This is a genomic window from Pseudomonas sp. PDM02 (assembly GCF_014852285.1).
In the GTDB taxonomy this organism is placed as follows: domain Bacteria; phylum Pseudomonadota; class Gammaproteobacteria; order Pseudomonadales; family Pseudomonadaceae; genus Aquipseudomonas; species Aquipseudomonas migulae.
Genome location: NZ_JACVBL010000004.1, coordinates 1 through 23,253 on the forward strand (window position 1 = coordinate 1; position 23,253 = coordinate 23,253).

General features: G+C 59.9%; 26 protein-coding genes. 14 read left to right on the top strand and 12 right to left on the bottom strand.

The annotated features are described in order from the left end of the window. Window positions 1-333 precede the first annotated feature (333 nt). Window positions 334-1,305: a L,D-transpeptidase family protein gene (locus IB245_RS08375; RefSeq protein ID WP_008031383.1), complete on the top strand. Its 972-nt coding sequence runs from the start codon at window positions 334-336 to the stop codon at window positions 1,303-1,305. A 123-nt stretch (window positions 1,306-1,428) separates the two neighbouring features. On the opposite strand, the gene oprI is transcribed toward IB245_RS08375, so the two are convergent. Further along, the gene (oprI, locus tag IB245_RS08380) at window positions 1,429-1,680 is read right to left on the bottom strand and encodes an outer membrane lipoprotei OprI (protein ID WP_003172710.1); all 252 of its coding nucleotides are present in this window, start codon (window positions 1,678-1,680) and stop codon (window positions 1,429-1,431) included. 644 nt (window positions 1,681-2,324) lie between these two features. On the opposite strand from oprI, the gene IB245_RS08385 reads away from it, so the two are divergent. Continuing rightward, window positions 2,325-2,612, top strand: a complete 288-nt coding sequence (locus tag IB245_RS08385) for a GNAT family N-acetyltransferase (protein WP_008031384.1) — start codon at window positions 2,325-2,327, stop codon at window positions 2,610-2,612. 60 nt (window positions 2,613-2,672) lie between these two features. On the opposite strand, the gene IB245_RS08390 is transcribed toward IB245_RS08385, so the two are convergent. Continuing rightward, window positions 2,673-3,749: a 3-deoxy-7-phosphoheptulonate synthase gene (locus tag IB245_RS08390; RefSeq protein ID WP_008031386.1), complete on the bottom strand. Its 1,077-nt coding sequence runs from the start codon at window positions 3,747-3,749 to the stop codon at window positions 2,673-2,675. A 162-nt stretch (window positions 3,750-3,911) separates the two neighbouring features. After that, entirely contained in the window at window positions 3,912-4,355 is a 444-nt protein-coding gene (locus IB245_RS08395; protein WP_008031388.1) for a PilZ domain-containing protein, read from the bottom strand. Here IB245_RS08395 and IB245_RS08400 point away from each other — a divergent pair. The 5 genes from IB245_RS08400 to cysB all read left to right on the top strand — a co-directional run bounded on the left by IB245_RS08400 (window position 4,354) and on the right by cysB (window position 8,310). Next, the gene (locus tag IB245_RS08400) at window positions 4,354-4,740 is read left to right on the top strand and encodes a thioredoxin family protein (protein WP_192227300.1); all 387 of its coding nucleotides are present in this window, start codon (window positions 4,354-4,356) and stop codon (window positions 4,738-4,740) included. The two genes, IB245_RS08395 and IB245_RS08400, sit on opposite strands and share 2 nt — an antisense overlap. After that, window positions 4,737-5,693, top strand: a complete 957-nt coding sequence (locus tag IB245_RS08405; protein WP_192227301.1) for a putative 2-dehydropantoate 2-reductase — start codon at window positions 4,737-4,739, stop codon at window positions 5,691-5,693. Before IB245_RS08400 ends, IB245_RS08405 begins: the two co-directional genes overlap by 4 nt. Before the next feature lie 25 nt (window positions 5,694-5,718). Next, window positions 5,719-6,624, top strand: a complete 906-nt coding sequence (locus IB245_RS08410) for a 5'-nucleotidase (RefSeq protein WP_008031392.1) — start codon at window positions 5,719-5,721, stop codon at window positions 6,622-6,624. Between the two features lie 94 nt (window positions 6,625-6,718). Beyond that, window positions 6,719-7,222: a universal stress protein gene (locus tag IB245_RS08415; RefSeq protein WP_008031396.1), complete on the top strand. Its 504-nt coding sequence runs from the start codon at window positions 6,719-6,721 to the stop codon at window positions 7,220-7,222. Between the two features lie 113 nt (window positions 7,223-7,335). Continuing rightward, a complete protein-coding gene (gene cysB, locus IB245_RS08420) occupies window positions 7,336-8,310 on the top strand; it encodes an HTH-type transcriptional regulator CysB (protein WP_008031398.1) in 975 nt (324 codons plus the stop codon). 7 nt (window positions 8,311-8,317) lie between these two features. Here cysB and IB245_RS08425 read toward each other — a convergent pair whose 3' ends face one another. Beyond that, a complete protein-coding gene (locus tag IB245_RS08425) occupies window positions 8,318-8,800 on the bottom strand; it encodes a GreA/GreB family elongation factor (RefSeq protein ID WP_008031400.1) in 483 nt (160 codons plus the stop codon). A gap of 2 nt (window positions 8,801-8,802) precedes the next feature. Continuing rightward, window positions 8,803-9,213 (bottom strand): hypothetical protein, encoded by a 411-nt coding sequence (locus IB245_RS08430; protein WP_008040529.1) that lies wholly within the window; start codon window positions 9,211-9,213, stop codon window positions 8,803-8,805. A gap of 124 nt (window positions 9,214-9,337) precedes the next feature. Here IB245_RS08430 and earP point away from each other — a divergent pair, with 124 nt between their 5' ends. Together earP and IB245_RS08440 are read left to right on the top strand one after the other, a co-directional pair. Then, entirely contained in the window at window positions 9,338-10,495 is a 1,158-nt protein-coding gene (earP, locus tag IB245_RS08435; RefSeq protein ID WP_225609838.1) for an elongation factor P maturation arginine rhamnosyltransferase EarP, read from the top strand. 48 nt (window positions 10,496-10,543) lie between these two features. After that, a complete protein-coding gene (locus IB245_RS08440) occupies window positions 10,544-11,113 on the top strand; it encodes an elongation factor P (RefSeq protein ID WP_007943632.1) in 570 nt (189 codons plus the stop codon). A gap of 159 nt (window positions 11,114-11,272) precedes the next feature. Here the strand turns inward: IB245_RS08440 and IB245_RS08445 are convergent, their stop codons facing one another. The 4 genes from IB245_RS08445 to IB245_RS08460 form a co-directional block, all read right to left on the bottom strand. After that, window positions 11,273-12,289, bottom strand: a complete 1,017-nt coding sequence (locus IB245_RS08445) for an alpha/beta hydrolase (RefSeq protein ID WP_192227302.1) — start codon at window positions 12,287-12,289, stop codon at window positions 11,273-11,275. Window positions 12,290-12,321: 32 nt separating this feature from the next. Further along, complete coding sequence (locus IB245_RS08450; protein WP_008031409.1) at window positions 12,322-12,741, bottom strand: organic hydroperoxide resistance protein; 420 nt, start codon at window positions 12,739-12,741, stop codon at window positions 12,322-12,324. A gap of 332 nt (window positions 12,742-13,073) precedes the next feature. Next, window positions 13,074-13,535 (bottom strand): MarR family winged helix-turn-helix transcriptional regulator, encoded by a 462-nt coding sequence (locus IB245_RS08455; RefSeq protein WP_008031411.1) that lies wholly within the window; start codon window positions 13,533-13,535, stop codon window positions 13,074-13,076. Between the two features lie 69 nt (window positions 13,536-13,604). Next, a complete protein-coding gene (locus IB245_RS08460; protein ID WP_008031414.1) occupies window positions 13,605-14,561 on the bottom strand; it encodes a LysR family transcriptional regulator in 957 nt (318 codons plus the stop codon). 110 nt (window positions 14,562-14,671) lie between these two features. Here IB245_RS08460 and IB245_RS08465 point away from each other — a divergent pair, with 110 nt between their 5' ends. Continuing rightward, a complete protein-coding gene (locus IB245_RS08465) occupies window positions 14,672-15,421 on the top strand; it encodes a sulfite exporter TauE/SafE family protein (RefSeq protein WP_032832543.1) in 750 nt (249 codons plus the stop codon). On the opposite strand, the gene IB245_RS08470 is transcribed toward IB245_RS08465, so the two are convergent. Beyond that, window positions 15,411-16,265: a LysR substrate-binding domain-containing protein gene (locus tag IB245_RS08470; protein WP_008031417.1), complete on the bottom strand. Its 855-nt coding sequence runs from the start codon at window positions 16,263-16,265 to the stop codon at window positions 15,411-15,413. The two genes, IB245_RS08465 and IB245_RS08470, sit on opposite strands and share 11 nt — an antisense overlap. A gap of 96 nt (window positions 16,266-16,361) precedes the next feature. Between IB245_RS08470 and IB245_RS08475 the strand changes: the two genes are divergently transcribed. Both IB245_RS08475 and IB245_RS08480 read left to right on the top strand, forming a co-directional pair. After that, window positions 16,362-16,577, top strand: coding sequence for a DUF1127 domain-containing protein (locus IB245_RS08475; RefSeq protein ID WP_008031420.1), 216 nt, complete (start codon window positions 16,362-16,364; stop codon window positions 16,575-16,577). Between the two features lie 64 nt (window positions 16,578-16,641). Further along, window positions 16,642-17,871, top strand: a complete 1,230-nt coding sequence (locus IB245_RS08480) for a winged helix-turn-helix domain-containing protein (RefSeq protein WP_192227303.1) — start codon at window positions 16,642-16,644, stop codon at window positions 17,869-17,871. A 104-nt stretch (window positions 17,872-17,975) separates the two neighbouring features. Here the strand turns inward: IB245_RS08480 and IB245_RS08485 are convergent, their stop codons facing one another. After that, window positions 17,976-19,322, bottom strand: coding sequence for a class II 3-deoxy-7-phosphoheptulonate synthase (locus IB245_RS08485; RefSeq protein WP_008031425.1), 1,347 nt, complete (start codon window positions 19,320-19,322; stop codon window positions 17,976-17,978). A gap of 149 nt (window positions 19,323-19,471) precedes the next feature. Between IB245_RS08485 and IB245_RS08490 the strand changes: the two genes are divergently transcribed. Then, window positions 19,472-20,227, top strand: coding sequence for a spermidine synthase (locus IB245_RS08490; RefSeq protein ID WP_008040534.1), 756 nt, complete (start codon window positions 19,472-19,474; stop codon window positions 20,225-20,227). 112 nt (window positions 20,228-20,339) lie between these two features. Here the strand turns inward: IB245_RS08490 and IB245_RS08495 are convergent, their stop codons facing one another. After that, complete coding sequence (locus IB245_RS08495; RefSeq protein ID WP_192227304.1) at window positions 20,340-21,131, bottom strand: crotonase/enoyl-CoA hydratase family protein; 792 nt, start codon at window positions 21,129-21,131, stop codon at window positions 20,340-20,342. A 432-nt stretch (window positions 21,132-21,563) separates the two neighbouring features. Between IB245_RS08495 and IB245_RS08500 the strand changes: the two genes are divergently transcribed. Continuing rightward, complete coding sequence (locus IB245_RS08500; protein WP_008031432.1) at window positions 21,564-23,237, top strand: DEAD/DEAH box helicase; 1,674 nt, start codon at window positions 21,564-21,566, stop codon at window positions 23,235-23,237. Window positions 23,238-23,253: the final 16 nt, after the last annotated feature.

A 23,253-nucleotide genomic window follows, 5' to 3' on the forward strand; every position in this document is an offset into this window, starting at 1 on the left:
GGGCAACCCGGCATGGATGCCGGGTTAGCCGCCCCCGGCCATGGATGGCCGATGGCGGCGGGCCCACGGAGCAGGACCGGAGCGAGGGCATGCCGAGCCTTAGCGAGGCACCGAACGAAAGGGGCAAGAGCGCTTTGGTTACTTTGGGGCTTTTCCAAAGTGACTCGCCGTAAGGGCGAAACCAATAGCGGCCGTTACCGCAAAAACGGATATGCCCCCCTGAAAAAATATCGCAGCCAATTCACGCTCTATCGGTGTCTCTCCCCGAATACCAGAGCGCCAGTGTACAATTGCGTTCTTAAACCCCAGTCGATTATGCGAAGGATTTTCCGGATGTTGCCGCGCTTTCCTGCCGTCACCCGCTGCCTGACTCTTGCCGCCCTTTGTGTGGCTGGCCCCGTAGCAGCATTGGAGCTACCCCTGCCACCGCCCGGTGAAGACATCATCGGCCAGGTGCAAGTGATCAAGGCCAAGTACGAAGACACCTTCGCCGACCTTGGCACCACCTACGATCTGGGCTACTCGGAAATGGTTGCGGCCAACCCGGGCGTCGATCCATGGTTGCCGGGTGCCGGCACCGAGATCGTGCTGCCGACGCGCTTCATCCTGCCGCCAGGCCCACGTGAAGGCATCGTCATCAACCTGGCTGAATACCGCCTCTACTACTTCCCGAAAGGCCGGAACGTGGTCTACACCTTCCCGCTGGGTATCGGTCGTGAGGGCTGGGGTTCGCCGATTGCCCACACCAGCATCGTTGCGAAGACGCCGAACCCGACCTGGACCCCACCAGCGTCGATCAAGGCCGAACACGCCGCTGACGGTGATCCGCTGCCGAACGTCGTGCCGGCCGGCCCGGACAACCCGCTGGGCCCGTTCAAGTTCACCCTGGGCACGCCGGGCTACCTGATCCACGGTTCGAACAAGAAGTTCGGCATCGGCATGCGCACCAGCCACGGCTGCTTCCGCATGTTCAACAACAACGTGCTGCAAATGGCAGGCATGGTGCCGGTCGGCACGTCAGTGCGCATTCTCAACGACCCCTACAAGTTCGGTGTAAGTGGCGGCAAGGTTTATCTGGAAGCGCATACGCCGCTGGACGACAAGGGCAACCCGTCGGTCGTCGACAAGCACACGGCTGTGATCAACGCGATGCTCAAGCGCGAAGACATCACCAACAACCTGCGCATGAACTGGGATGTGGTGCGTGATGTGGTTGCCGCTGAAGATGGCCTGCCGGTGGAGATCGCCGTGCCGAATACTTCTGCGCCGATGGTGACGAGTGCACCGATCGATCCGTTGCAGTAAGGCTTGAACAGAACCCGCCGGCGCTGAGAGCGTCGGCGGGTTTTTTATTGCCTGGACAAACGCCGGGCAATAAAAAAGCCGACCCAAAAAATGGGTCGGCTTGATAACAACCCCGAAGGATTATTACTTGCGGCTAGCTTTTTCCAGCATGCGCAGAGCACGCTCGTTAGCTTCGTCAGCAGTCTGTTGTGCTTTTTGAGCAGCAGCCAGAGCTTCATCAGCTTTACGGTAAGCTTCGTCTGCACGAGCCTGGGAGCGAGCAGCTGCGTCTTCAGTAGCGGTCAGACGTGCTTCGGTTTCTTTCGATACGCTGCTGCAACCGGTAGCCAGAACTGCGGCCAGAGCCAGAGCAGAGAATTTCAGAACGTTGTTCATCGTGTTCCCCTTCAAGGACTTTCAATTAAATTAGCTGTCTCCTCAGAGTGAGGAAATAGCCGGCGTACATACTACCCATTACTTGTCGTAAGTAAACTGACGTAAAGCAAGAAGCAAAAAAAATTGTAGGCGTTGATTCTTTTTCGAGCAACTTTTACTTGCGATTGATTAAAAAATATCCAGCTGCAAGGCCCGAGCTGAGCGAGTTGGCACGAAAAAGTTCCCGGCGGCAGGACTGTTTTTCCCATCTTGGCTAAAGTCTGTCTAGATGGATTCGTCTACACTTTTGTTCGGAATTTGCGCGGCACCTCTCAAACTCTTTCGCCTAGTTGAGGTGACTTAATAGAGGGACGCTCGTCTTAAGTCTCAACATCCGGCAATGTTCAGGCTATCGACCCGCAGAGCGCTTCGGTCGAGCCGTCCCTGCGTAACCCGGAGCAGCACCCGCCCAACCCTGCGTGATGACGAGCGCACCTTGAGCATTTCTGCCAATGGTGCCTACTATTTGATACGTGCTCGGTTGCGCGAGATCGGTGCAGCTCTTCTCGGTGTCCATTCAGGCACGGGGGTGGCGTAGATGTTCCTTCGCCGGAAAAACATCGGTAAGGTAGGGGTCAGAATTCAAGACCCGCAGAGGAGTTGTGATGAGCGAGGCGTTGTCCATCAACCATGACCAGGCAGGTCATCAGTTCGAGACCAATGTGGACGGTCATCGTGCCTACCTGACCTATATGGATCTGGGGAAACAGACTCTGGATATCTATCGCACCTTCGTGCCCAATGCATTGCGTGGTCGCGGCATTGCGGCAGCCTTGACCGAGAAGGCGCTGGAGTACGCCGAGGAAATGGGCTACACCGTGATTCCATCGTGTTCCTACGTGGAGCGCTACATGGAGCGCCACCAGCGGCATGCGGCCAAGCTGAGCCAGTAAAACGAACGCATAAAAAAACGCCGGGTTAAGCCCGGCGTTTTTGTGTGCGCTGAACAGTGATCAGGTGCGATCACGTTTAGGCAGCACATCCTTGAGCTTGGCGTGCATGCTGCGCAAGGTGTTTTCGGTGGCGGACCAGTCGATGCAGGCATCGGTGATCGACACGCCGTATTGCAGGTCGGCGAGGTCTTTCGGGATCGCCTGGCAGCCCCAGTTCAGATGACTTTCGACCATCAGGCCGATGATCGACCGGTTGCCTTCGAGGATCTGGTTGGCGACGTTCTCCATCACCAGCGGTTGCAGGGCCGGGTCCTTGTTGGAGTTGGCGTGGCTGCAATCGACCATGATGTTCGGCTTGATCTTCGCTTTGTTCAGCGCTTGTTCGCACAGTGCGACGCTGACCGAATCGTAGTTCGGCTTGCCGTTGCCGCCGCGCAGCACCACGTGACCGTAGGCATTGCCCTTGGTGGTAACGATCGACACGCCACCTTCCTGGTTGATCCCCAGGAAACGATGCGGGCTGGAAACCGATTGCAGGGCGTTGATCGCCACGGTCAGGCCGCCGTCGGTGCCGTTCTTGAAGCCGACCGCCGAGGACAGGCCGGAAGCCATCTCACGGTGAGTCTGGGATTCGGTGGTGCGCGCGCCGATGGCCGACCAGCTGATCAGGTCCTGCAAATATTGCGGAGAGATCGGGTCAAGGGCTTCGGTCGCGGTCGGCAGGCCCATTTCGGCCAGGTCCAGCAGCAACTGACGACCAATGTGCAGACCGTCCTGAATCTTGAAGGAGTCGTCCAGGTACGGGTCGTTGATCAAGCCTTTCCAGCCGACAGTGGTGCGTGGCTTCTCGAAATACACGCGCATGACCAGATACAGCGTATCGGACACTTCCGCGGCCAGCACTTTCAGGCGCTCGGCGTATTCGTGGGCAGCCTTGATGTCGTGGATCGAGCACGGCCCGATGACGACAAACAGGCGGTGGTCGGTGCCATCAAGAATGTTGCGAATGACTTCGCGACCCTTGGTGACGGTGCGCAGGGCAGCGTCGCTCAGAGGGATATCACGCTTGAGCTGGTCAGGAGTGATCAGCGTCTCGTTGGAGGCGACGTTTAGGTCGTTGATCGGTAAATCAGCCATCGTTTACTCGTCAGGTCACGGGTGCCGGCCGCCAGCGAACCCGCGCGGCGGAGCACAGCAAATTAAGCGCGTCGGGGAGCGGAACCTTAGCGCGTTACACCGTGGCTCGACAATGGGCAGACAGCGGTTTAAGGGCCATTCGCAACGAATTGATGACGTCCCTTAATCCAGCACCGCCTGCGCAAATGCCTTGCGAACCGTGTCGTGGGAGAACTCGTCGGCGTGCTGCTGGACCCATTCGAGGGCCAGCGCCTGGGTTTCCTGCAGGTCGTCGTGGGCGTCATGCAGGCGACAGTAACGCTCGATCTGACACACCTGTTCGCCCATTCGGGCGCTGAACATCATCTGCTCGTCAACAAAGGCAATGCCTACCAGGTAGCCGCGCTTGCGTCGCAAGCACCAGGCCACGTAGCCCAGAAAACGCATATCGGGGTTCAAGGTCGGCATGCGTACTTCCAGCGCGGTACCGTGACGCCAGGCGCGGTGGTAATTGCAAGCCATGCCCCCGAGGCTGATAGTGTGCAGCTGTTGCCGTGAAATACACTCAGGTTTTAGCAACGTTAATTCGACGGGTACATCGTCAGGATGAGGAATAAAACGTCCCATGAGCACGGACTCCATGTGTCGGCCATCTGACATTGTTTCCCCCAGTATAGTGGTCGAATTGGCACTGGCCGATTTCGACGCCGACCAACGGTTGCTGGCGATGAGCGGCGTTTCGCTGGTTGTTTTTACCAGCGTCGGCTGCGCCAGTTGCCGTTTTGCCCGAGAGCAATTGCCCAGGCTCGATCTGGATGTCGATCGCTTGTGCTGGATCGATGCCGGGGACAACGGCGGGGTGGTCGAGCGTTATCAGGTCTTTCATTTGCCGGCGCTGTTTGTGGTGCGCGACGGTGAGTTCTTCGGGGCACTAAAATCACGCCTGACCGCTACCGAGCTGAATGAGGCCGTAGGTCAGGCGTTGACGAGAACAGCAGAGGAGTTGCCATGACGGCTGCAGTTGCCAAACCGACCATCGGTATTATCGGAACCGGTGCAATCGGCGGGTTTTACGGGGTCATGCTGGCGCGTGCCGGCTTCGATGTGCACTTTCTGCTGCGCAGCGAGTTTTCGGCGGTGGCCGAGCACGGACTTCACGTCGACAGTGCACCGCACGGCGCGCTGACGTTGAATCCGGTTCAGGCCTATTCGTCGGCCGAAGACATGCCGCCCTGCGACTGGTTGCTGGTCGGCGCCAAGACCACCAGCAATGCCGGTCTGGCGCCGGCGATCATTCAAGCCGCAGCGCCGAATGCCAAGGTACTGCTGCTGCAAAACGGCCTGGACGTCGAAGACAGTCTGCGGGCATTGCTTCCCGATACGCTGCACCTGCTTGGCGGGCTTTGTCTGATCTGCGTGCATCGCACCGGCCCGGGCGCGATCACCCATCAGGCCCTCGGCGCGGTGAACGTCGGCTACCACAGTGGCCCAGCAGGCGATGAGCAGGCGCGCATGGCGATTGTCGAGGAGGGCGCCGGGTTGTTCCGCAGCGCCGGCATCGATTCCCAGGCCATGGCGAACCTGCAACAGGCGCGCTGGCAAAAACTGGTCTGGAATATTCCTTACAACGGCCTGTCGGTTCTGCTTGGGGCGGGCACCACAGCGTTGATGGCCGACGCCGACAGCCGCGAACTGATCAAGGCCTTGATGGCCGAAGTGGTCCGGGGCGCGAAGGCCTGCGGTCACGACATGCCGGCCGGTTATGCCGATTATCTGTTCATGATGACCGAGAAAATGCCGGACTACTGGCCGAGCATGCACCACGACTTTTTGCACAAGCGACCGCTGGAACTGGCGGCCATTTACGCCCGGCCACTGGCGGTGGCCAAGGCTGCCGGGTGCGAATTGCCGCGAATCGACGCGTTGTATCGCAGTTTGAGATTTATCGATCGACGCAACACCTGAGTCGATCAACCCGAGGGGGAAGGGCATGGCAAAGACGATTGACGACAAACTGGTGCTGGCGATTTCTTCGCGTGCGCTGTTCGACCTGAGCGAAAGCCACAAGGTTTATCTGTCGAGCGGCGTCGAGGCTTATCGGCAATATCAGATCGAACACGAAGACGAAATCCTCGAGCCCGGCGACGCATTCCCTCTCGTTGAAAAACTCCTGAACCTGAACGCCAGCCTCGGCCGGGCCAGGGTCGAGGTGATCCTGGTGTCGCGCAACAGTGCCGACACCGGGCTGCGGGTGTTCAACTCGATTCACCATTACGGGCTGGCGATTTCGCGCGCGGCATTTGTCGGCGGGCGCAGCCCGTATCCGTACCTCAAGGCGTTTGGCTGCGACCTGTTCCTGTCGACCCATGCCGAAGACGTGCGCAGCGCACTGGATGCCGGGTTCGCGGCGGCGACCATTCTGTCGGGCGGCGCCAGCCGTGCGGCCAGCGATGAATTGCGGATTGCCTTCGACGGTGACGCCGTGCTGTTTTCCGACGAGTCGGAGCGGGTTTATCAGGCGGGCGGCCTTGAAGCGTTCCAGGCCAGCGAACGCGAAAGCGCCCGCGAGCCCTTGCGCGGTGGGCCGTTCAAAGGCTTTCTCGCGGCGCTCAATCTGTTGCAGCGCGAGTTCCCGGAGGACGACTGTCCGATCCGTACCGCGCTGGTCACCGCGCGTTCCGCACCGGCTCATGAACGGGTGATTCGGACCCTGCGCGAGTGGGATATTCGTCTGGACGAATCGCTGTTTCTGGGTGGCCTGACCAAGTCCGCTTTCCTTGAAGCCTTTGCCGCTGACGTGTTTTTCGACGATCAGGCCGGCCATTGCGAGTTGGCTCGCGAGGTGGTCGCTACCGGCCATGTGCCGCATGGCATAAGCAATGAGCAAAAGGTTTAAGCCCGCCGTTCAACGCGTTACGCGGGACGTCGCACTCGCCAAGGCACTGCTAAGCTGAATCAATCTCCGCCATGTTGGCACTCGAGGAGGTCATATGATTCGTTCGATGCTCTATGCCACTGACCTCGGCCTGTACGCCCCTTTGGTGATGCAGCATGCCCTGGAGCTGGCTCGAACATTCAATGCCGACCTGTATGTGGTGCACGCGGTTGAACCCATGGGGCTGTTTGCCGAATCGGTGCTTCAGAGTTACCTCGATGAGCAGGCGCTGAACGAGTTTCACAGTCAGGGCCTGAACACCGTGATCGCCAATATCGAGCAGCGCGTGCTCGACAGTTTTCGTGAAGAACTGGGGGATGAAGGGGAGCAGGATCTGGAGCGGATACAAGCGGTGCGGGTGCTTCAGGGCGATCCGTCGCAGGTGATTCTCGAACAGGCGCAGAAACTCTCTGTGGATTTGTTGATCGTAGGTAGTCATAGCCATGGTGCTGGCGCGGAAACGCCTTTGGGGCGGACCGCAGCGCGGGTGTTGCAGTTGGCTCGGGTCCCGGTCTATCTGGTGCCGCTGGTGGAACGCCGTCGCCAAGGGGACCGCTAGTCCACGAATAGTGGCAGTTTGATAAAAAAGTTCTAGATTTATTCTTCAAACCATTAATATAGTTATATACCGTCGCTGATGCCCGTGGCGTCTACCTGCTTTGAGGGATTCATATGAAGCTTCAACAATTGCGCTACATCTGGGAAGTGGCGCACCACGACCTCAACGTTTCCGCTACAGCCCAAAGCCTTTACACCTCGCAACCGGGCATCAGCAAGCAGATCCGTCTGCTGGAAGACGAATTGGGCGTCGAGGTTTTTGCTCGCAGCGGCAAGCACCTGACCCGCGTCACCCCGGCCGGCGAGCGCATCATCACCACCGCCGGCGAGATCCTGCGCAAGGTTGAAAGCATCAAGCAGATCGCCCAGGAATTCTCCAACGAGAAGAAAGGCACCCTGTCGATCGCCACCACGCACACCCAGGCGCGTTATGCGTTGCCGCCGGTGATCAGCAATTTCATCAAACAATACCCGGACGTTGCGCTGCACATGCACCAGGGTTCGCCGATGCAGATAGCCGAAATGGCCGCTGACGGCACCGTCGATTTCGCCATCGCGACTGAAGCGCTGGAGCTGTTCGGTGACCTGGTGATGATGCCGTGCTACCGCTGGAACCGCTGCGTGGTCGTGCCTCAGGGCCACCCGCTGACCAAACTGTCGAAGCTGACCCTCGAAGCGCTGGCCGAATACCCGATCGTGACTTATGTGTTCGGTTTCACCGGCCGTTCGAAACTCGACGAAGCCTTCAGCCATCGCGGCCTGACGCCGAAAGTGGTGTTCACCGCCGCCGACGCCGACGTGATCAAGACTTACGTTCGCCTGGGGCTGGGCGTGGGCATCGTGGCGAAAATGGCGGTCGATACCAAACTCGATAATGACCTGGTGGTGCTCGATGCCAGCGAATTGTTCGAATCCAGCATCACCAAAATCGGTTTCCGTCGCGGCACCTTCCTGCGTGGCTTCATGTGCGACTTCATCGAGAAGTTCGCCCCGCACCTGACCCGCGAAGTCATGGCCAAAGCCATTCAGTGCCACAACAAGCAGGAACTGGAAGAGCTATTCGACGGCGTCGAACTGCCGGTTCATTGATCTCCCGCTAAACCACCTCGGTAACAGAAAACTGTTGCCGAGCACCCGCCACCAGAATCTCCACCTCGTCCCCCTCGAACTTGCCCAGCAGGCTTTTGCCCAGCGGCGAGCGAGGGGTGATGACGGTAATCCATTGCCCCACCAGATCGACCTTCAAACCTGCCGCGTCGGGCGCCAGGAACAGCCATTGCTCACGTCCCTTTTCGTCTTCGAGACCGAGCAGGGCGCCGACTTCGATGCCGCGCTGGTCGTCATAAGGCCGCAGCGTCAGGTTCTGGCACAGCGTCAGTGACTGCCTGATTTCCTCCACGCGCTTTGCCTGCCCGGCCGCCAGATATGACGCCTCCAGACCCAGGGTGTCGTACTTGTTTTCGGCGATGTTTTCTTCGTGGGTCGCCGTTTCGTAAGCGGTTTGCGCGGCACGCTCGGCAATGTCGAGATCGATCCGCAGCTTGTCGATAATCAGTTGGTGGACGGTTTGCTTATTCATGATCAATCGCAGAATTGCAGGACATTGGCGCGGCTTTTTTCGCTCGGTGCGGTGCGGTCCTGTTGCAGCCAGAACTGGCAATTGGGGTTCGACAGATTGCGGTTGCTGCTGCGCGCCTGATCCAGCCGTTGTGCCTGTTCGTTCTTGCGCAGGTTCTCTTCGTACTGCTGGAACATCGGGCTCTGCGGCGGAATGTCCGGCACCGGTTGCACCACTACCGGCGGCTTGGCCAATTGCTCCACCGCTTGCGCGACGGGCGCCAGTTGCTCGCTGAACAACAGGCGCGAGGCGAGCCAGCAGGTCAGTGCGATCGCGAGGAAACCCAGCCACAATCCGAGGGCGATACTGCCCGTCAGTTGCAGGGCATTAAGCTGGATCGGCAAGCGGCGGCGCGGATTGGGACGGTAGGGCATGACTGCCTCCTGGCGGGTGGTCGCGGGCGAGTGGCGATTGTCGCATGAAGATTAATCGCCGTCGGCTCTTCTGCACGGGGTAATTTATGCGGACAATCGGCGCCTTTGCCAACGGGAGCCTGGAATGCCTGAAATGCCTCAAATGAAAAACCGCAGGCGCTGGGATATTTTTTGCACCGTGGTCGATAACTTTGGCGACATCGGTGTGACCTGGCGCCTGGCCCGCCAATTGGTGGCCGAACATGCGATGGACGTGCGTTTGTGGGTCGATGATTTGCGGGCCTTCGAGCGTTTGTGCCCAGCCATTGATCTCAATCTTCCACAGCAGTGGCAGGAGGGGGTCGAGGTGCATCAGTGGACGGCCGACTGGCAGCCGACTGACGCGGCTGATGTGGTGATCGCCGCGTTCGCCTGCCAGTTGCCGAGTGCTTACATGGAGGCCATGGCTGCGCGGGAGAAGCCGCCACTGTGGTTGAACCTCGACTACCTGAGCGCTGAGGATTGGGTCGTTGGCTGCCACGGCTTGCCGTCGGTGAAGTACAAAAACGTGCAGAAATTCTTTTTCTTTCCGGGGTTCCAAAAGGGCACCGGTGGCTTGCTGCGTGAAAACGGATTGCTGGAACGGCGTCGGCAGTTTCAGCAAGACCCCGAGGCTCAGCGCGCATTCCTGCAAGGTTTAGGGATTGATCGGGCGCAAGGCGCGCAGTTGATTTCGCTGTTCGCCTACGAAAATGCCGGCCTGGCCAGTTGGCTGGATGTCCTGGCCGCAGATTCCGTGCCCACGCATCTGCTGGTGCCCGAAGGGCGGATTCTCGGTGATGTCGAGCGTTGGCTCGGTGTCGAGGGTTTGGCGGCTGGCGCGGTGCATGTGCGCGAGTCATTGACCGTGCAAGTGCTGCCGTTCGTCCGACAGGATCAATACGATCACCTGCTTTGGTGCTGCGATTTCAACGCCGTGCGCGGCGAAGATTCGTTTGTCCGCGCGCAATGGGCAGGGCGGCCGCTGCTCTGGCACATCTATCGGCAGGACGAAGACATTCACCTGGACAAGCTCGAAGCCTTCCTCACGCTCTACACAAAAGGCCTGTCTGCGCCTGCCCGCGAGGCGATCAGCGGTCTTTGGCGAGAGTGGAATGCCGGGCATGATATGTCCGACCGTTGGGCTACGACCCGTAAACACTGGCCAGAACTGCAAAAACACGCCGAAGCGTGGTGTCTGGAACAGGCTTTGCAGGCTGATCTTGCCGCAGCGCTGGTACAGTTTTACCTAAATTGGATATGATACGCGGCCTAGATTTTTGTAAATCCCATCCAAATTCGGATATTCGCAATGAAAACTGGTAAAGAACTGAAACCCGGTACCGTGATCCGTCTCGAAAACGATCCATGGTTGGTTCAGAAAGCTGAATTCACCAAATCCGGTCGTAACAGCGCGATCATGAAGACCAAGCTGAAAAACCTGCTGACCGGTTACAAGACCGAGATCGTTTACAGCGCTGACGACAAACTGGACGACGTAATCCTCGACCGCAAAGAAGCGACCCTGTCCTTCATCAGCGGCGACACCTACACGTTCATGGACACCACCGACTACACCATGTACGAGCTGAACGCTGAAGACATCGAAGCCGTTCTGCCTTTCGTTGAAGAAGGCATGACCGATGTTTGCGAAGCGATCTTCTTCGAAGAGCGTCTGGTTTCCGTAGAACTGCCGACCACTATCGTGCGTCAGGTTGACTACACCGAAGGTTCCGCTCGCGGCGACACTTCCGGCAAGGTAATGAAGCCTGCCAAACTGAAGAACGGTACCGAGCTGTCGGTTGCTGACTTCATCGAAATCGGCGACATGATCGAGATCGATACCCGCGAAGGCGGTTCCTACAAAGGCCGTGCTAAATAAGCACTGCTTCAGGAATGAAAAAGCCCGACCATTGAGTCGGGCTTTTTTGTGCCTGCAAACTACACACGAGCCCCTGTAGGAGCGAGGCTTGCCCGCGAAGGCGTCTTTTCTGACACACCGCTTTCGCGGGCAAGCCTCGCTCCTACAGGGGGGGCGGTGTTATTTCTTCAGGTGTTGCTTCAGTTCTTCAGACGCTTGCAGCATTGCGGAGCGAACCGCCGGCACCTGGCTCACTACGTTCAGCAAACCGTAATCGTGAATCATGCCGTTGTAACGCACCGCCGTGACCGGCACGCCGGCCTCATCCAGTTTGCGCGCATAGGCTTCACCCTCATCGCGCAGCACATCAGCACCGGCCGTCTGCACCAGCGCAGGTGGCAAGCCCTTGAGTTGTGCGGTGGTCGCCCGCAGCGGTGAAGCGTAGATCTCGTTACGTTGCTTGGCGTCGGTGGTGTAGTTGTCCCAGAACCACTTCATCATGTTTTTGGTGAGGAAGTGCCCTTCGGCAAACTGGTTGTAAGACGCCGTTTCAAAGCTGGCGTCGGTCACCGGCCACAACAGCACCTGGAACTTGATCGCCGGGGTGCCTTTGTCTTTGGCCATCAGCGCAACCACGGCCGCCATGTTGCCGCCGACACTGTTACCGGCCACGGCCAGTCGCTTGCCATCGACGTTGATCTCTTTGCCGTGCTCGGCCACCCATTTAGTGGCCGCGTAAGCCTGGTTGATCGCCACCGGGTAATGCGCTTCCGGTGATGGGGTGTAGTTGACGAACACCGCCGCCGCCCCCGAGCCCGTGACCAGATCCCGAACCAGCCGCTCGTGGGTCGGGAAGTCCCCCAGCACCCAGCCGCCGCCGTGGAAGAACATGAACACCGGCAGCTCGCCTTTGACCCCGGCCGGCCGGACGATGGTCAGGCTGAGCGGTTGGCCGTCGACTTGAATGGTCTTCTGGCTGACGTCTGCTTTTGGCAGCGTCAGTTTCACCCCGGCTTGCGCGCCGACCAAAATGGCCCGGGCATCTTTCGGTGAAAGCTGTTCCATCGGTTTGCCGGTGCCGGCATTCAGGACATCGAGGAACGCCTGGGTGTTGTGTTCAACCCCCTCGCCCGCGAATGCGCTGTGGATGGACAGGGCGAGAAGGGTGCCGGTCAAGACTTTGCTGAAAGTGTTCATGTTGGTTTCCTGTTCGGTCTTGGAGTCGACGGTTAGACGGTTACGTGCAGGCGCACTTCGACGTTGCCGCGGGTGGCGTTGGAGTACGGGCAGACCTGGTGGGCCGCGTCGACCAGGGTTTGCGCATCGGCTTGTTCAAGACCCGGCAGGCTGATGTGCAGGTCGATGTCCAGACCGAAGCCGCCAGGAATCTGGCCGATGCCGACGTGGGCAGTGATCGAGGCGTCGGCCGGGATGCTGCGTTTGGTCTGGCTGGCAACGAATTTCAGCGCGCCGATGAAGCAGGCCGAGTAACCGGCAGCGAACAGTTGTTCCGGGTTGGTGGCCGCGCCGCCAGCACCGCCGAGTTCTTTCGGGGTCGCGAGTTTGACGTCGAGGATGTTGTCGCTGGAAACCGCACGACCGTCACGGCCGCCAGTGGAGGTTGCGATTGCGGTGTAGAGAGTTTGCATGATGTAGGCCTCGTTTCAGGTTTTGGTGATTTGCGCTAAATGTTTGCGCGCTAAGTAAGTGCGAAATGAATGTATCGCGCTAATATTTAGCGCGCAAGATAAATTTTTAAAAAAGTTTTCCTGAAAGCATGCGCAGGGTATGCATTCGGCGGGGAGAGGCTTGATGTAGAGGCTTTGGTGTGGGAGTGACAGGCAGAAATTTTTTTATGGCGTCGAGGATGCTTTCGCGGGCAAGTCGGATCGCCGCACCGCTCGCTCCTACAGGTCATGTGCGGTCTGTAGGAGCGAGGCTTGCCCGCGAAGAACGATAACGCGATCTATCAGGTGATCGCTTAAAGGCTGTCCTGCAGATTGCTGCGCAGCACTTGCAGCTCCGCTTGCAGTTTTTGCAACCGCTCAAGCGTCATGCCGCTGGCGCCGAGGATGCACTGGGGCACGCCTCGCGCCTTGTCCCGCAACGCGCGGCCCTGTTCAGTCAGCTCGACAATCACCACTCGCTCGTCCTCGCGGCTGCGAGTGCGGCTGAGCAAGCCTTCGACTTCCAGGCGCTTGAGCAACGGGGTCAACGAGCCGGGATCGGTCAGCAAGCGCGTGCTGATTTCGCCTACGGTCAAACCGTCCCGTTCCCACAACACCATCATCGCCAGGTACTGCGGATAGGTCAGGCCCAGCGCTTGCAGCAGCGGCTTGTAGACCTTGGTCATCAGCAGTGAAGTGGAATGCAGGGCGAAGCAGGCCTGGTTGTCCAGCAGCAGGTCGTCGCAGTTATCCGTGGTGTCGCGTTCGGTGTTCATCTCAAAGCCTTGATCAGTGATCTTCATGAATCTAGCGGGCGAATCTTTAATGCGCCAGATAATTCTGCCCTAGTGCCGGTCCAGATTGGTTCGCAGCGCCAGATCCCACGGCGGGACAGGGCTGAAGCGGACTTTCAGGTACTCCAGCAATAAACGACTCCTCGGGTTGGGTTGCTGCTCCAGGCGCAACGCATAGATGCCGGTGGTTTCCGGCGGTGGCAGGCCGTGTTCACAGAACAGCGGCAGCAGTTCGCCGCGCAACAGGTATTCACTGGTCAGCCAGGTCGGCAAGTGCGCGATACCGAGCCCGGCCAGCGCACCGCAGACCAGCGCCTCGGCATTGTTGGCGCTCATGCGGATGCGCCCGGGACGATGCAAATGCATTTCTGCGTTTTGCTCGAAACGCCAGGCAAATGGCGGCGCCAGGCCATCCCAGTCGAGACCGTCGTGATCACTCAACTGCGCCGGGTCGGTCGGCACGCCTCGGCGTTGCAGGTATGCGGGGCTGGCGCAGGCGATGCGCACCATGCTCGCCAGTGGTGTGGCCACCAGTCGGGTATCGGCCATTTGCCCGGCGCGCAGCACAAGGTCGACCTTGCCCAGGTTCAAACCCTGCATGTCGACAAAACTGTCGATCAGGTGCAGTTGCACGTCGAGGCCGGGGTACAGCATCAGAAAATCAGCGATCACCGGCGCCAGATGCCGTCGGCCGAACGCGGCGGGCGCGTCGATCCGGATCAAGCCTTCCGGCGCACTGCTCAGGGACACTGCCTCGGCGCGGGCCAGTTGCAATTCTGCCACGATCCGCCGCGCACGCTCGGCAAACGCCACGCCGGCCGGGGTCGCTCGGACGGCATGGGTGCTGCGAATGAACAACTGGCTGCCGACCGCGCTTTCCAGGCTATCGATGCGCCGCGCCACGGCCGAAGGGGTCAGTGGATGACGGCGAGAGGCAGCGGAAAAGCTGCCGGTTTCCAGCACATCGAGGAACAGCCCGAGTTGTTCGGTCAATTGATTAGGGTTCATGGCGTATCAATGCCTATGCGAAGTTGGCACAGCCATTGTGCGTTGCTGTGCGTTTCCCCGCCAGCGCCGACTGCGTAGGATGAATGGCCTGAGATAAAAGGAAATCGGCCGTGATCGAGTTTTTGATGTACCTGGTATTTGGCGCAGCCCTGGGAACCCTCGGCGGCTTGTTTGGCATTGGCGGCGGTCTGATCGCGATTCCGTTGCTTGGCGTGTTGTTCGGTCTTGATCAGCAAATTGCCCAGGGCACCGCGCTGGTGATGGTGGTTCCGAACGTGATGCTGGCGCTATGGCGTTATCACCAGCGCAACAAAATCGAAATGCGTCACGCGCTGCCGCTGGCCTCGATGGGCTTTTGCTTTGCCTGGGCCGGCTCCATCTGGGCGGTGGGCATTGATGCGCAAACCATGCGCATCGGATTTGTCGCCTTCCTGATCGCGCTGTCGGCCTACAACCTGCTGCGAATGTTCTACGCCAATGCGCCGGCTTCTTCGCAGATGAATTACGCCTGGCCATGGCTGGGTGTGCTCGGCGCGGCGTCCGGGACCATGGGCGGATTGTTTGGCGTGGGCGGGGCGGTGGTGGCAACACCGGTGCTGACCAGCCTGTTCGGCACCAGCCAGGTGGTGGCCCAAGGGTTGTCGCTGGCACTGGCATTGCCCAGCACGGGCGTCACGCTGGTCACCTATGCCGTGCATCATCAAGTGGACTGGATGATCGGCGTGCCGTTGGCCGTGGGTGGACTGCTGAGCATCAGCTGGGGCGTGAAGATCGCCCACGCCATGCCGGAGCGCCTCCTGCGCGGGCTATTCTGTGGCTTCCTGGTGCTGTGCGCGGTGATGCTCGCGTTTAAAGTTTGAAGCCGTCGACGATGTGCTCAGCCAGGCATTCGGTAATCGGTGACGGATTGTGCAGGTTGCGCACCAGCATGATGCTGGCTTCAGGCAGCAAGGGCAGGTCTTCGGCGTCACCGAGAATGCGCATGTCCGGGGTGATCAGGCTTTCCAGTTGTGCGGTGACGGCCAGGCCGGCGCTGACCACCGCCATGATCGCCGACAGGCTCGAGCTGTTGTAGGCAACGCGGTAGTCGCGACCCATTGCGTCCAGCGCATTGCAGGCCCACAGCCTGCAGAAACAATCACTGTTGAACATCGCCAGCGGCAACGGTGTCTGCTCGTGGGCGCTGTAGCATTGTGCTTCGGCCCAGACGAAACGTTCCTTGCGCAGCAACTGGCCGATCTCGTTGCCCGGCTCGCGGGTGACGATGGACAAATCAAGATCCTGGCGTAGCAGCAATTGTTTTGATGATTCGCAGTGCACCTCGATCTGGATCAGCGGATATGACTGGGCGAATCGCCGCAGAATCCCCGGCAGAAAACGCATCACGTAATCGTCCGGCGTGCCGATCCGCACCGTGCCGACCATGTGCGGCTCGCGCAGGGTGTTGAACACCTCGCTGTGCAACTTGAGGATGCGCCGGGCGTAACCCAGCAGCACCTGGCCTTCAGCGGTCAGCCGCACCTGACGGCCGTCGCGCTGGAACAGTTGGCGTTGCAACACGTCCTCTTCCAGCCGCTTCATTTGCATGCTGACGGCGGATTGCGTGCGGTTGACCAGCTCCCCTGCGCGGGTGAAACCGCCCTGATCGGCGATGGCAACAAAGGTGCGCAGCACTTCGGTGTCGATACTTGGGAAGGCGGACATACATCAATCTCCGAGATGTATTGCATAAGAAACATTCGTTGGATTGATCTTAGCTCTGGCGTGACACTTGAGCCATCCCAAACGGAGGGCAACAAGATGAAAGGTCAAAAAGGTTATGTCGAGGTAGAGAAACATTCCATCCACGTCGTCTCGGATTTACTGCACAAGATCAGTCGCTGGTACGAATTGCACCGTGAACGCGAGTTGTTGGCGGGCATGAGCGACGAAGCGTTGAAGGACATCGGGCTCAGTCGTGCAGATGTCGAGCACGAAACCGTGCGCCCATTCTGGGATGACCCGATGCACAAATGAGTAAGCCACAACTACACAAACCGTCTCCCGGTGAGGTAGGTTGCGAGCAGACAAGGAGATGCTCATGCCCGCAACGCTGTCCTTTTCCATCAAACAGGCTCGACGCCTGGCGCTGGCCGCCCAAGGATTCAACGGGCGCCAGCCGCCAGCGGCGATCAAAGCGGTGCAGCTCAATCGCCTGATCGAGCGGCTGGGCATCTTGCAGATCGATTCGGTCAATGCGTTGGTGCGTTCGCACTACCTTCCCTTGTTTTCCCGCCTCGGCAATTACTCATCCGACTTGCTCGACCAGGCTGCCTGGAGTTCGGGCCGGCGACGTACGCTGTTCGAATACTGGGGGCATGAAGCCTCGTTGCTGCCGCTGTCGATGTACCCGTTGATGCGCTGGCGCATGCGGCGCGCGAGTCGTGGCGAAGATATCTATCAGCAGCTGGCACGTTTCGGGCGTGAGCAACAGGACACTGTCCGGCGGGTGCTGGCCTCGGTTGAAGAGCTCGGCGCACTGGGCGCCGGCAGCCTTTCGACCCGTCAGGAGCGGGCAGGGCCGTGGTGGGACTGGAGTGCGGAAAAGCATGCGCTGGAATGGTTGTTCGCCGCCGGGGAAGTGACCGTGGCCGGGCGGCGTGGGTTCGAGCGGCTCTATGATTTGCCCGAGCGGGTGATTCCTTCGGCGATTCTGCAGCAGCCGTTGCTCGCGGAGGACGAGGCCCAGCGCGGGCTGCTGTTGCACGCCGCGAATGCCTTGGGTGTGGCGACGGAAAAGGACCTGCGCGATTACTTCCGGCTCAGTCCGGGTGATGCGCGTCCGCGCCTTGCGGAACTGGTGGAAGCCGGGGAGCTGCTGACCTGTGAAGTCCAGGGCTGGCGGCAACCGGGCTTTTGTTTGCCAGAGCCGAAAGTGCCGCGCAAGGTTGAGGCCAGTGCCTTGCTGTCACCGTTTGATTCGCTGATCTGGGAGCGCAGTCGTACCGAGCGTTTGTTCGATTTTCGCTATCGGCTGGAGATTTATACGCCGCCGGACAAGCGGGTCTACGGCTATTACGTGTTGCCGTTTTTATACAACGAGCGGATTGCTGCGCGGGTGGATTTGCGTGCGGAGCGGGCGTTGGGGCGTTTGGCGGTGCATGCAGTGCATGAGGAAGAGCCGGGGCTGGATGAGGAAGGGATGCTGGCGTTGGCGGTGAATTTGCGGCGGATGGCGGATTGGCTGGGGTTGGAGCGGGTGCAGTTGAATTGCCCGCGGGAGAGTGCGGGGCGGTTGCGGGTGGCATTGGCCGGTATTGGCGGTGATTGAGCTGACGCCTTCGCGGGCAAGTCGGATCGCCGCACCGCTCGCTCCTACAGGGGTTCGCGATCCCTTGTAGGAGCGAGGCTTGCCCGCGAAGGCAGCGACACGGTTTACCGACGGACTTGTTTCAGGGTTTCGGCAATAAGGAACGCCAACTCCAGCGACTGATCCGCATTCATCCGCGGGTCGCAATGGGTGTGATACCGATCCGACAACCCGTCCTCGGTGATCGGTCGCGCACCACCAATGCACTCGGTGACATTCTGCCCGGTCATCTCGATGTGAATGCCGCCGGCATAGGTGCCTTCCGCTTCGTGCACCTGGAAGAACTGCTTCACCTCGCCAAGAATCTGCGCAAAGTCGCGGGTCTTGTAGCCGCTGCTGGCCTTGATAGTGTTGCCGTGCATCGGATCGGAACTCCAAAGCACTTGCTTGCCTTCACGCTGCACCGCGCGGATCAGTTGCGGCAAATGATCGCCAACCTTGTTCGCGCCCATCCGTGCGATCAGGTTCAAGCGGCCTGGATCGTTGTCCGGGTTGAGCACGTCGATCAGGCGAATCAAGTCTTCCGGATTCATGCTCGGACCAACCTTGACCCCGATCGGGTTGTTCACCCCACGCAGGAATTCGACATGAGCGCCGTCGAGCTGACGGGTGCGGTCGCCGATCCATAACATGTGCGCCGAGCAATCGTAGTAATCGTTGGTCAGGCTGTCGCGACGCACGAAGGCTTCTTCGTAGTTCAGCAGCAGCGCTTCGTGGGCGGTGAAGAAACTGGTTTCGCGCAGTTGTGGCGAGCTGTCCATGCCGCAGGCGCGCATGAATGCCAGGGTTTCATCGATGCGATCGGCGAGGTGGCTGTATTTTTCCGCCAGCGCCGAGTTGGCGATGAAGTCCAGGTTCCATTTGTGCACCTGATGCAGGTCGGCAAAGCCGCCTTGGGCGAAGGCGCGCAGCAGGTTCAGGGTCGCGGTGGACTGGTGATAGGACTGGAGCAGACGCTCCGGGTCCGGCACACGGCTTTTTTCGTCGAAGCCGATGCCGTTGACGATGTCGCCACGGTAGGCGGGCAGGGTCACGCCGTCGATGGTTTCGTCGTTGGCCGAACGCGGTTTGGCGAACTGACCGGCCATGCGCCCGACCTTGACCACCGGGCAGCCCGCGGCGAAGGTCATGACGATCGCCATTTGCAGCAGCACTTTAAAGGTGTCGCGGATTTTCGCGGCAGAGAACTCGGCGAAGCTTTCGGCGCAATCGCCGCCCTGCAACAGAAATGCGCGGCCCTGGGTCACTTCGGCAAACTGACGTCGCAACTCCCGGGCTTCACCGGCAAACACCAGCGGCGGATAACTCGCCAGGGTTTGCTCGACGTGCAGCAAATGCGCCGCGTCGGGGTAGTGGGGTTGTTGCTGGATCGGCAGGGCGCGCCAGCTGTCAGGGCTCCAGGGTTGGCTCATCACGGTCTCGGTTGTTTTACGCTCGGACGTTCATGTTATCAGCAAATTAGTGCGTGACCTGTTCCCGTCGCTTCGCGGACAATCGCGCCTTTGCCGCCTGATGTTGCGGTGCATTGCGTTGCCGGGCCCGGTGACGATCTGGAGACGAAATGACTGAGGAGCGCGTCGAGCATCTGCTCGCCGAGGTACAGGACGAGTTCGGCGTGATTCGCGTGCTGGAAGTGGCCGATTACCGTTTTCTCGAGTTCGGTGATGCCATCGAACAGAGCTGCGTGTTCACTGCCGACCCGAGCTGGCTCGAATACGATTACACCCGTGCCATGCTGATCGGCGCGTTGTGCCACGAGCAACCGGAAAGCGCGCTGTTCCTCGGCCTCGGTGCCGGCACGCTGACTCAGGCTTGCCTGAAGTTCTTGCCGCTGGAAGATGTCGAAGCCATCGAGCTGCGGCCCGACGTGCCGCGCCTGGCCATCGAATACCTGGGGCTGGATGACGACCCGCGGCTGTACATCCGTGTCGGCGATGCGCTGGAACTGCTCGATACCGCCGAGCCGGCCGACCTGATTTTTGTCGACCTTTATACCGATGTCGGGCCGGGTGTCGGGCATCTGGCCTGGAGTTTTCTGGAAAACTGTCAGAAACGCCTGAATCCGGGCGGCTGGCTGGTGATCAACCAGTGGGCCACCGATGATGGCAAACCGTTGGGCGCGGCGCTGTTGCGTGGGCTCTATCACCGGCATTACTGGGAGCTGCCGGTGAAGGAGGGCAATGTGATTCTGCTCGTGCCGTCGGAGCTGGATCAGGAACTGGACATGGATGGGTTGGTTGCGCGGGCCGAAGGGCTGGCGCCACGGTTGGGGTATTCGTTGCAGTCGTTGATCAAGGCGATTCGCCCGGCGACATGATTTGTTGTTCTTTAGGGCCTCTTCGCGGGCAAGCCTCGCTCCTACAAGGGTGCGCATTTCCCTGTAGGAGCGAGGCTTGCCCGCGAAGGCAATATCCGCCTCGCCACAAACCTCAAACCCCTTTGAAAATGCCGGGCCGCTTCTCAACCATCGACCGCACGCCTTCCTTCGCATCCTCACTCGCCAACAACTTCTTCACCAGCGGCGGCAACCCCAGCGCTGCGGCTGTTTCGCCCTCATAACGCGCCTGTCGCGCCGACATCAACGTTGCCTGAACCCCCAGCGGCGCCTGCCGGGCAATCCGCTCCGCCAGCCCGATCGCCCGGGGCAGCAAATCCTCGCTGGCCATGACTTCCTGCACCAACCCCAGATGCAACGCGTCATGCGCATCGAATTCATCCCCGGTCAGCAACCAGCGCATCGCATTGCCCCAGCCGGCGACTTGATGCAGGCGCAATGTGGCCCCGCCGAACGGGAAAATCCCGCGCTGCACTTCTTTCTGGGCAAACCGGGTGTTACTGGCGCAGAGGTTGATGTCGGCGGCGAGCATCAGCTCAATGCCGATGGTCAGGCAATAACCTTGCGCGGCGACGATCACCGGTTTGCTGACTCGCGGACCCGCGAACACGCCCCACGGATCGCAACCGCCGGGCGGTGCCTGCCAGCCCTCGGCCAGGGCCGAACTGGTGCTGACCAGATCAAGCCCGGCGGTGAAATGCTCGCCATGGCCGAACACCACCGCCACCCGCGCTTCGCTGTCAGCCTCGAACTCACCGTAGGCCAGACTGAGTGCGTTGAGCAGGTCGAGGTCGAAGGCATTGCGCTTGGCCACCCGATCCAGGCCGATCAACAGGACATGGCCACGCCTTTCGCAGGTCACACGGCTGGTAACAGGTTGATTCATCGAACAATTCCTCGGACGGGAAGGGGTTTGAAGGGGTAGGCGAGGCCGCAGGTCCGAGTCACAACGGTGAACCGTTTTAGCGCCATCCCCAGCAGGGCCGGGCCTTTGAAAAATAGACCGTCGCACGATTATCCGCAAAGCCTGTGACACAACGGTGTATCCGTCAGTTTTCCGACAAATAATGCTCCCTTTTTGGGCGAATTCCGGTATAGTGCGCGCCGGCCTTTAACCGGGCCGCGTTTAGGTAGCGCAATTCCCCGAAGTCAGCTTCGGCTGCACGTCCGCACAGCGGACTCTCCCTTGACGAATCTTTTTCATTCATTCGTTTTCGCAAATCCCCGCCGACAAAGCAGCCAGGGCGACTCTTGAGTCTTACACGGCATGCGCAGCTTTGGAGCATGGGTCTTTGCGGATGCACTTAGAGGCAGACCCATGACCCAGGAAACCGGCGGCTTCGCCGCTTTTAATCTTAATCCGAATATCCTTGCAGCCGTCATTGCGACTGGCTACGAAGAGCCTTCGGCTATTCAGCAGCAATCGATCCCGATCATCATGGCCGGCCAGGACATGATTGGTCAGGCGCAAACCGGTACGGGTAAAACCGCTGCGTTCGCCCTGCCTATCCTGCACTGCATCGATCCTGCCAAGCGCGAGCCGCAAGCCCTGATCCTGGCGCCAACCCGTGAGTTGGCGCTGCAAGTAGCAACCGCTTTCGAAACCTACGCCAAGCAAATGCCAGGCGTTACCGTTGTGGCCGTTTACGGCGGCGCCCCTATGGGTCCACAACTGAAAGCAATCCGTAATGGCGCACAGATCGTTGTCGCCACTCCGGGCCGTCTGTGCGACCACCTGCGTCGCGACGAAAAAGTCCTGTCGACCGTTAACCACCTGGTTCTCGACGAAGCCGACGAAATGCTCAAACTGGGTTTCATGGACGACCTCGAAGTCATCTTCAAGGCGCTGCCTCCAACCCGTCAGACCGTACTGTTCTCGGCCACCCTGCCGCAGTCGATCCGTGCGATCGCCGAGCGTCACCTGCGTGATCCGCAGCACGTGAAGATCCAGACCAAGACTCAGACCGTTACCGCGATCGAACAGGCTCACCTGTTGGTTCACGCTGACCAGAAGACCTCGGCTGTATTGAGCCTGCTGGAAGTCGAAGACTTCGACGCCCTGATCATGTTCGTGCGCACCAAGCAAGCGACCCTGGACCTGGCCAGCGCCCTGGAAGCCAAAGGCTACAAAGCCGCTGCGCTGAACGGTGACATTGCCCAGAACCAGCGTGAGCGCGTGATCGACTCCCTCAAGGATGGCCGTCTGGACATCGTTGTGGCGACCGACGTTGCCGCTCGTGGCCTGGACGTTCCGCGCATCACTCACGTGTTCAACGTTGACATGCCGTACGATCCGGAATCCTACGTTCACCGTATCGGCCGTACTGGCCGTGCCGGTCGCGAAGGTCGTGCACTGCTGCTGGTGACTCCGCGTGAGCGCCGCATGCTGCAAGTGATCGAGCGTGTAACCGGTCAAAAAGTTGCCGAAGTTCGCCTGCCGGACGCTCAGGCTGTTCTCGATGCCCGCATCAAGAAACTGACCAACAGCCTGTCGCCGCTGGTTGGCGATGCCGAATCGACTCACGGTGATCTGCTGGATCGCCTGACTGCCGATATCGGTTGCACGCCGCGTGCACTGGCTGCTGCCCTGCTGCGCAAGGCGACCAACGCTCAGGCGCTGACCCTGGCTGCAATCGAAAAAGAACGTCCACTGGTGCCGAACAACGCACCGCGTGGCGATCGTCCAGAGCGCACCGGTGATCGTCCGGACCGTGGTGATCGTGAGCGTCGTGCTCCGGTTCCATTGGCCGAAGGTCGTGCCCGTTGCCGTACCGCGCTGGGCGCGCGTGACGGTATCGCGGCGAAAAACCTGCTGGGCGCCATCCTCAACGAAGGTGGTCTGGCGCGTGAAGCGATCGGTCGCATCCAGGTGCGTGACAGCTTCAGCCTCGTCGAGCTGCCGGAAGATGGTCTGGAGCGTCTGCTGACCAAGCTGAAGGACACTCGCGTTGCCGGTAAGCAGTTGAAGCTGCGTCGCTATCGCGAAGATTGATCCGCCCCCGGGCTGA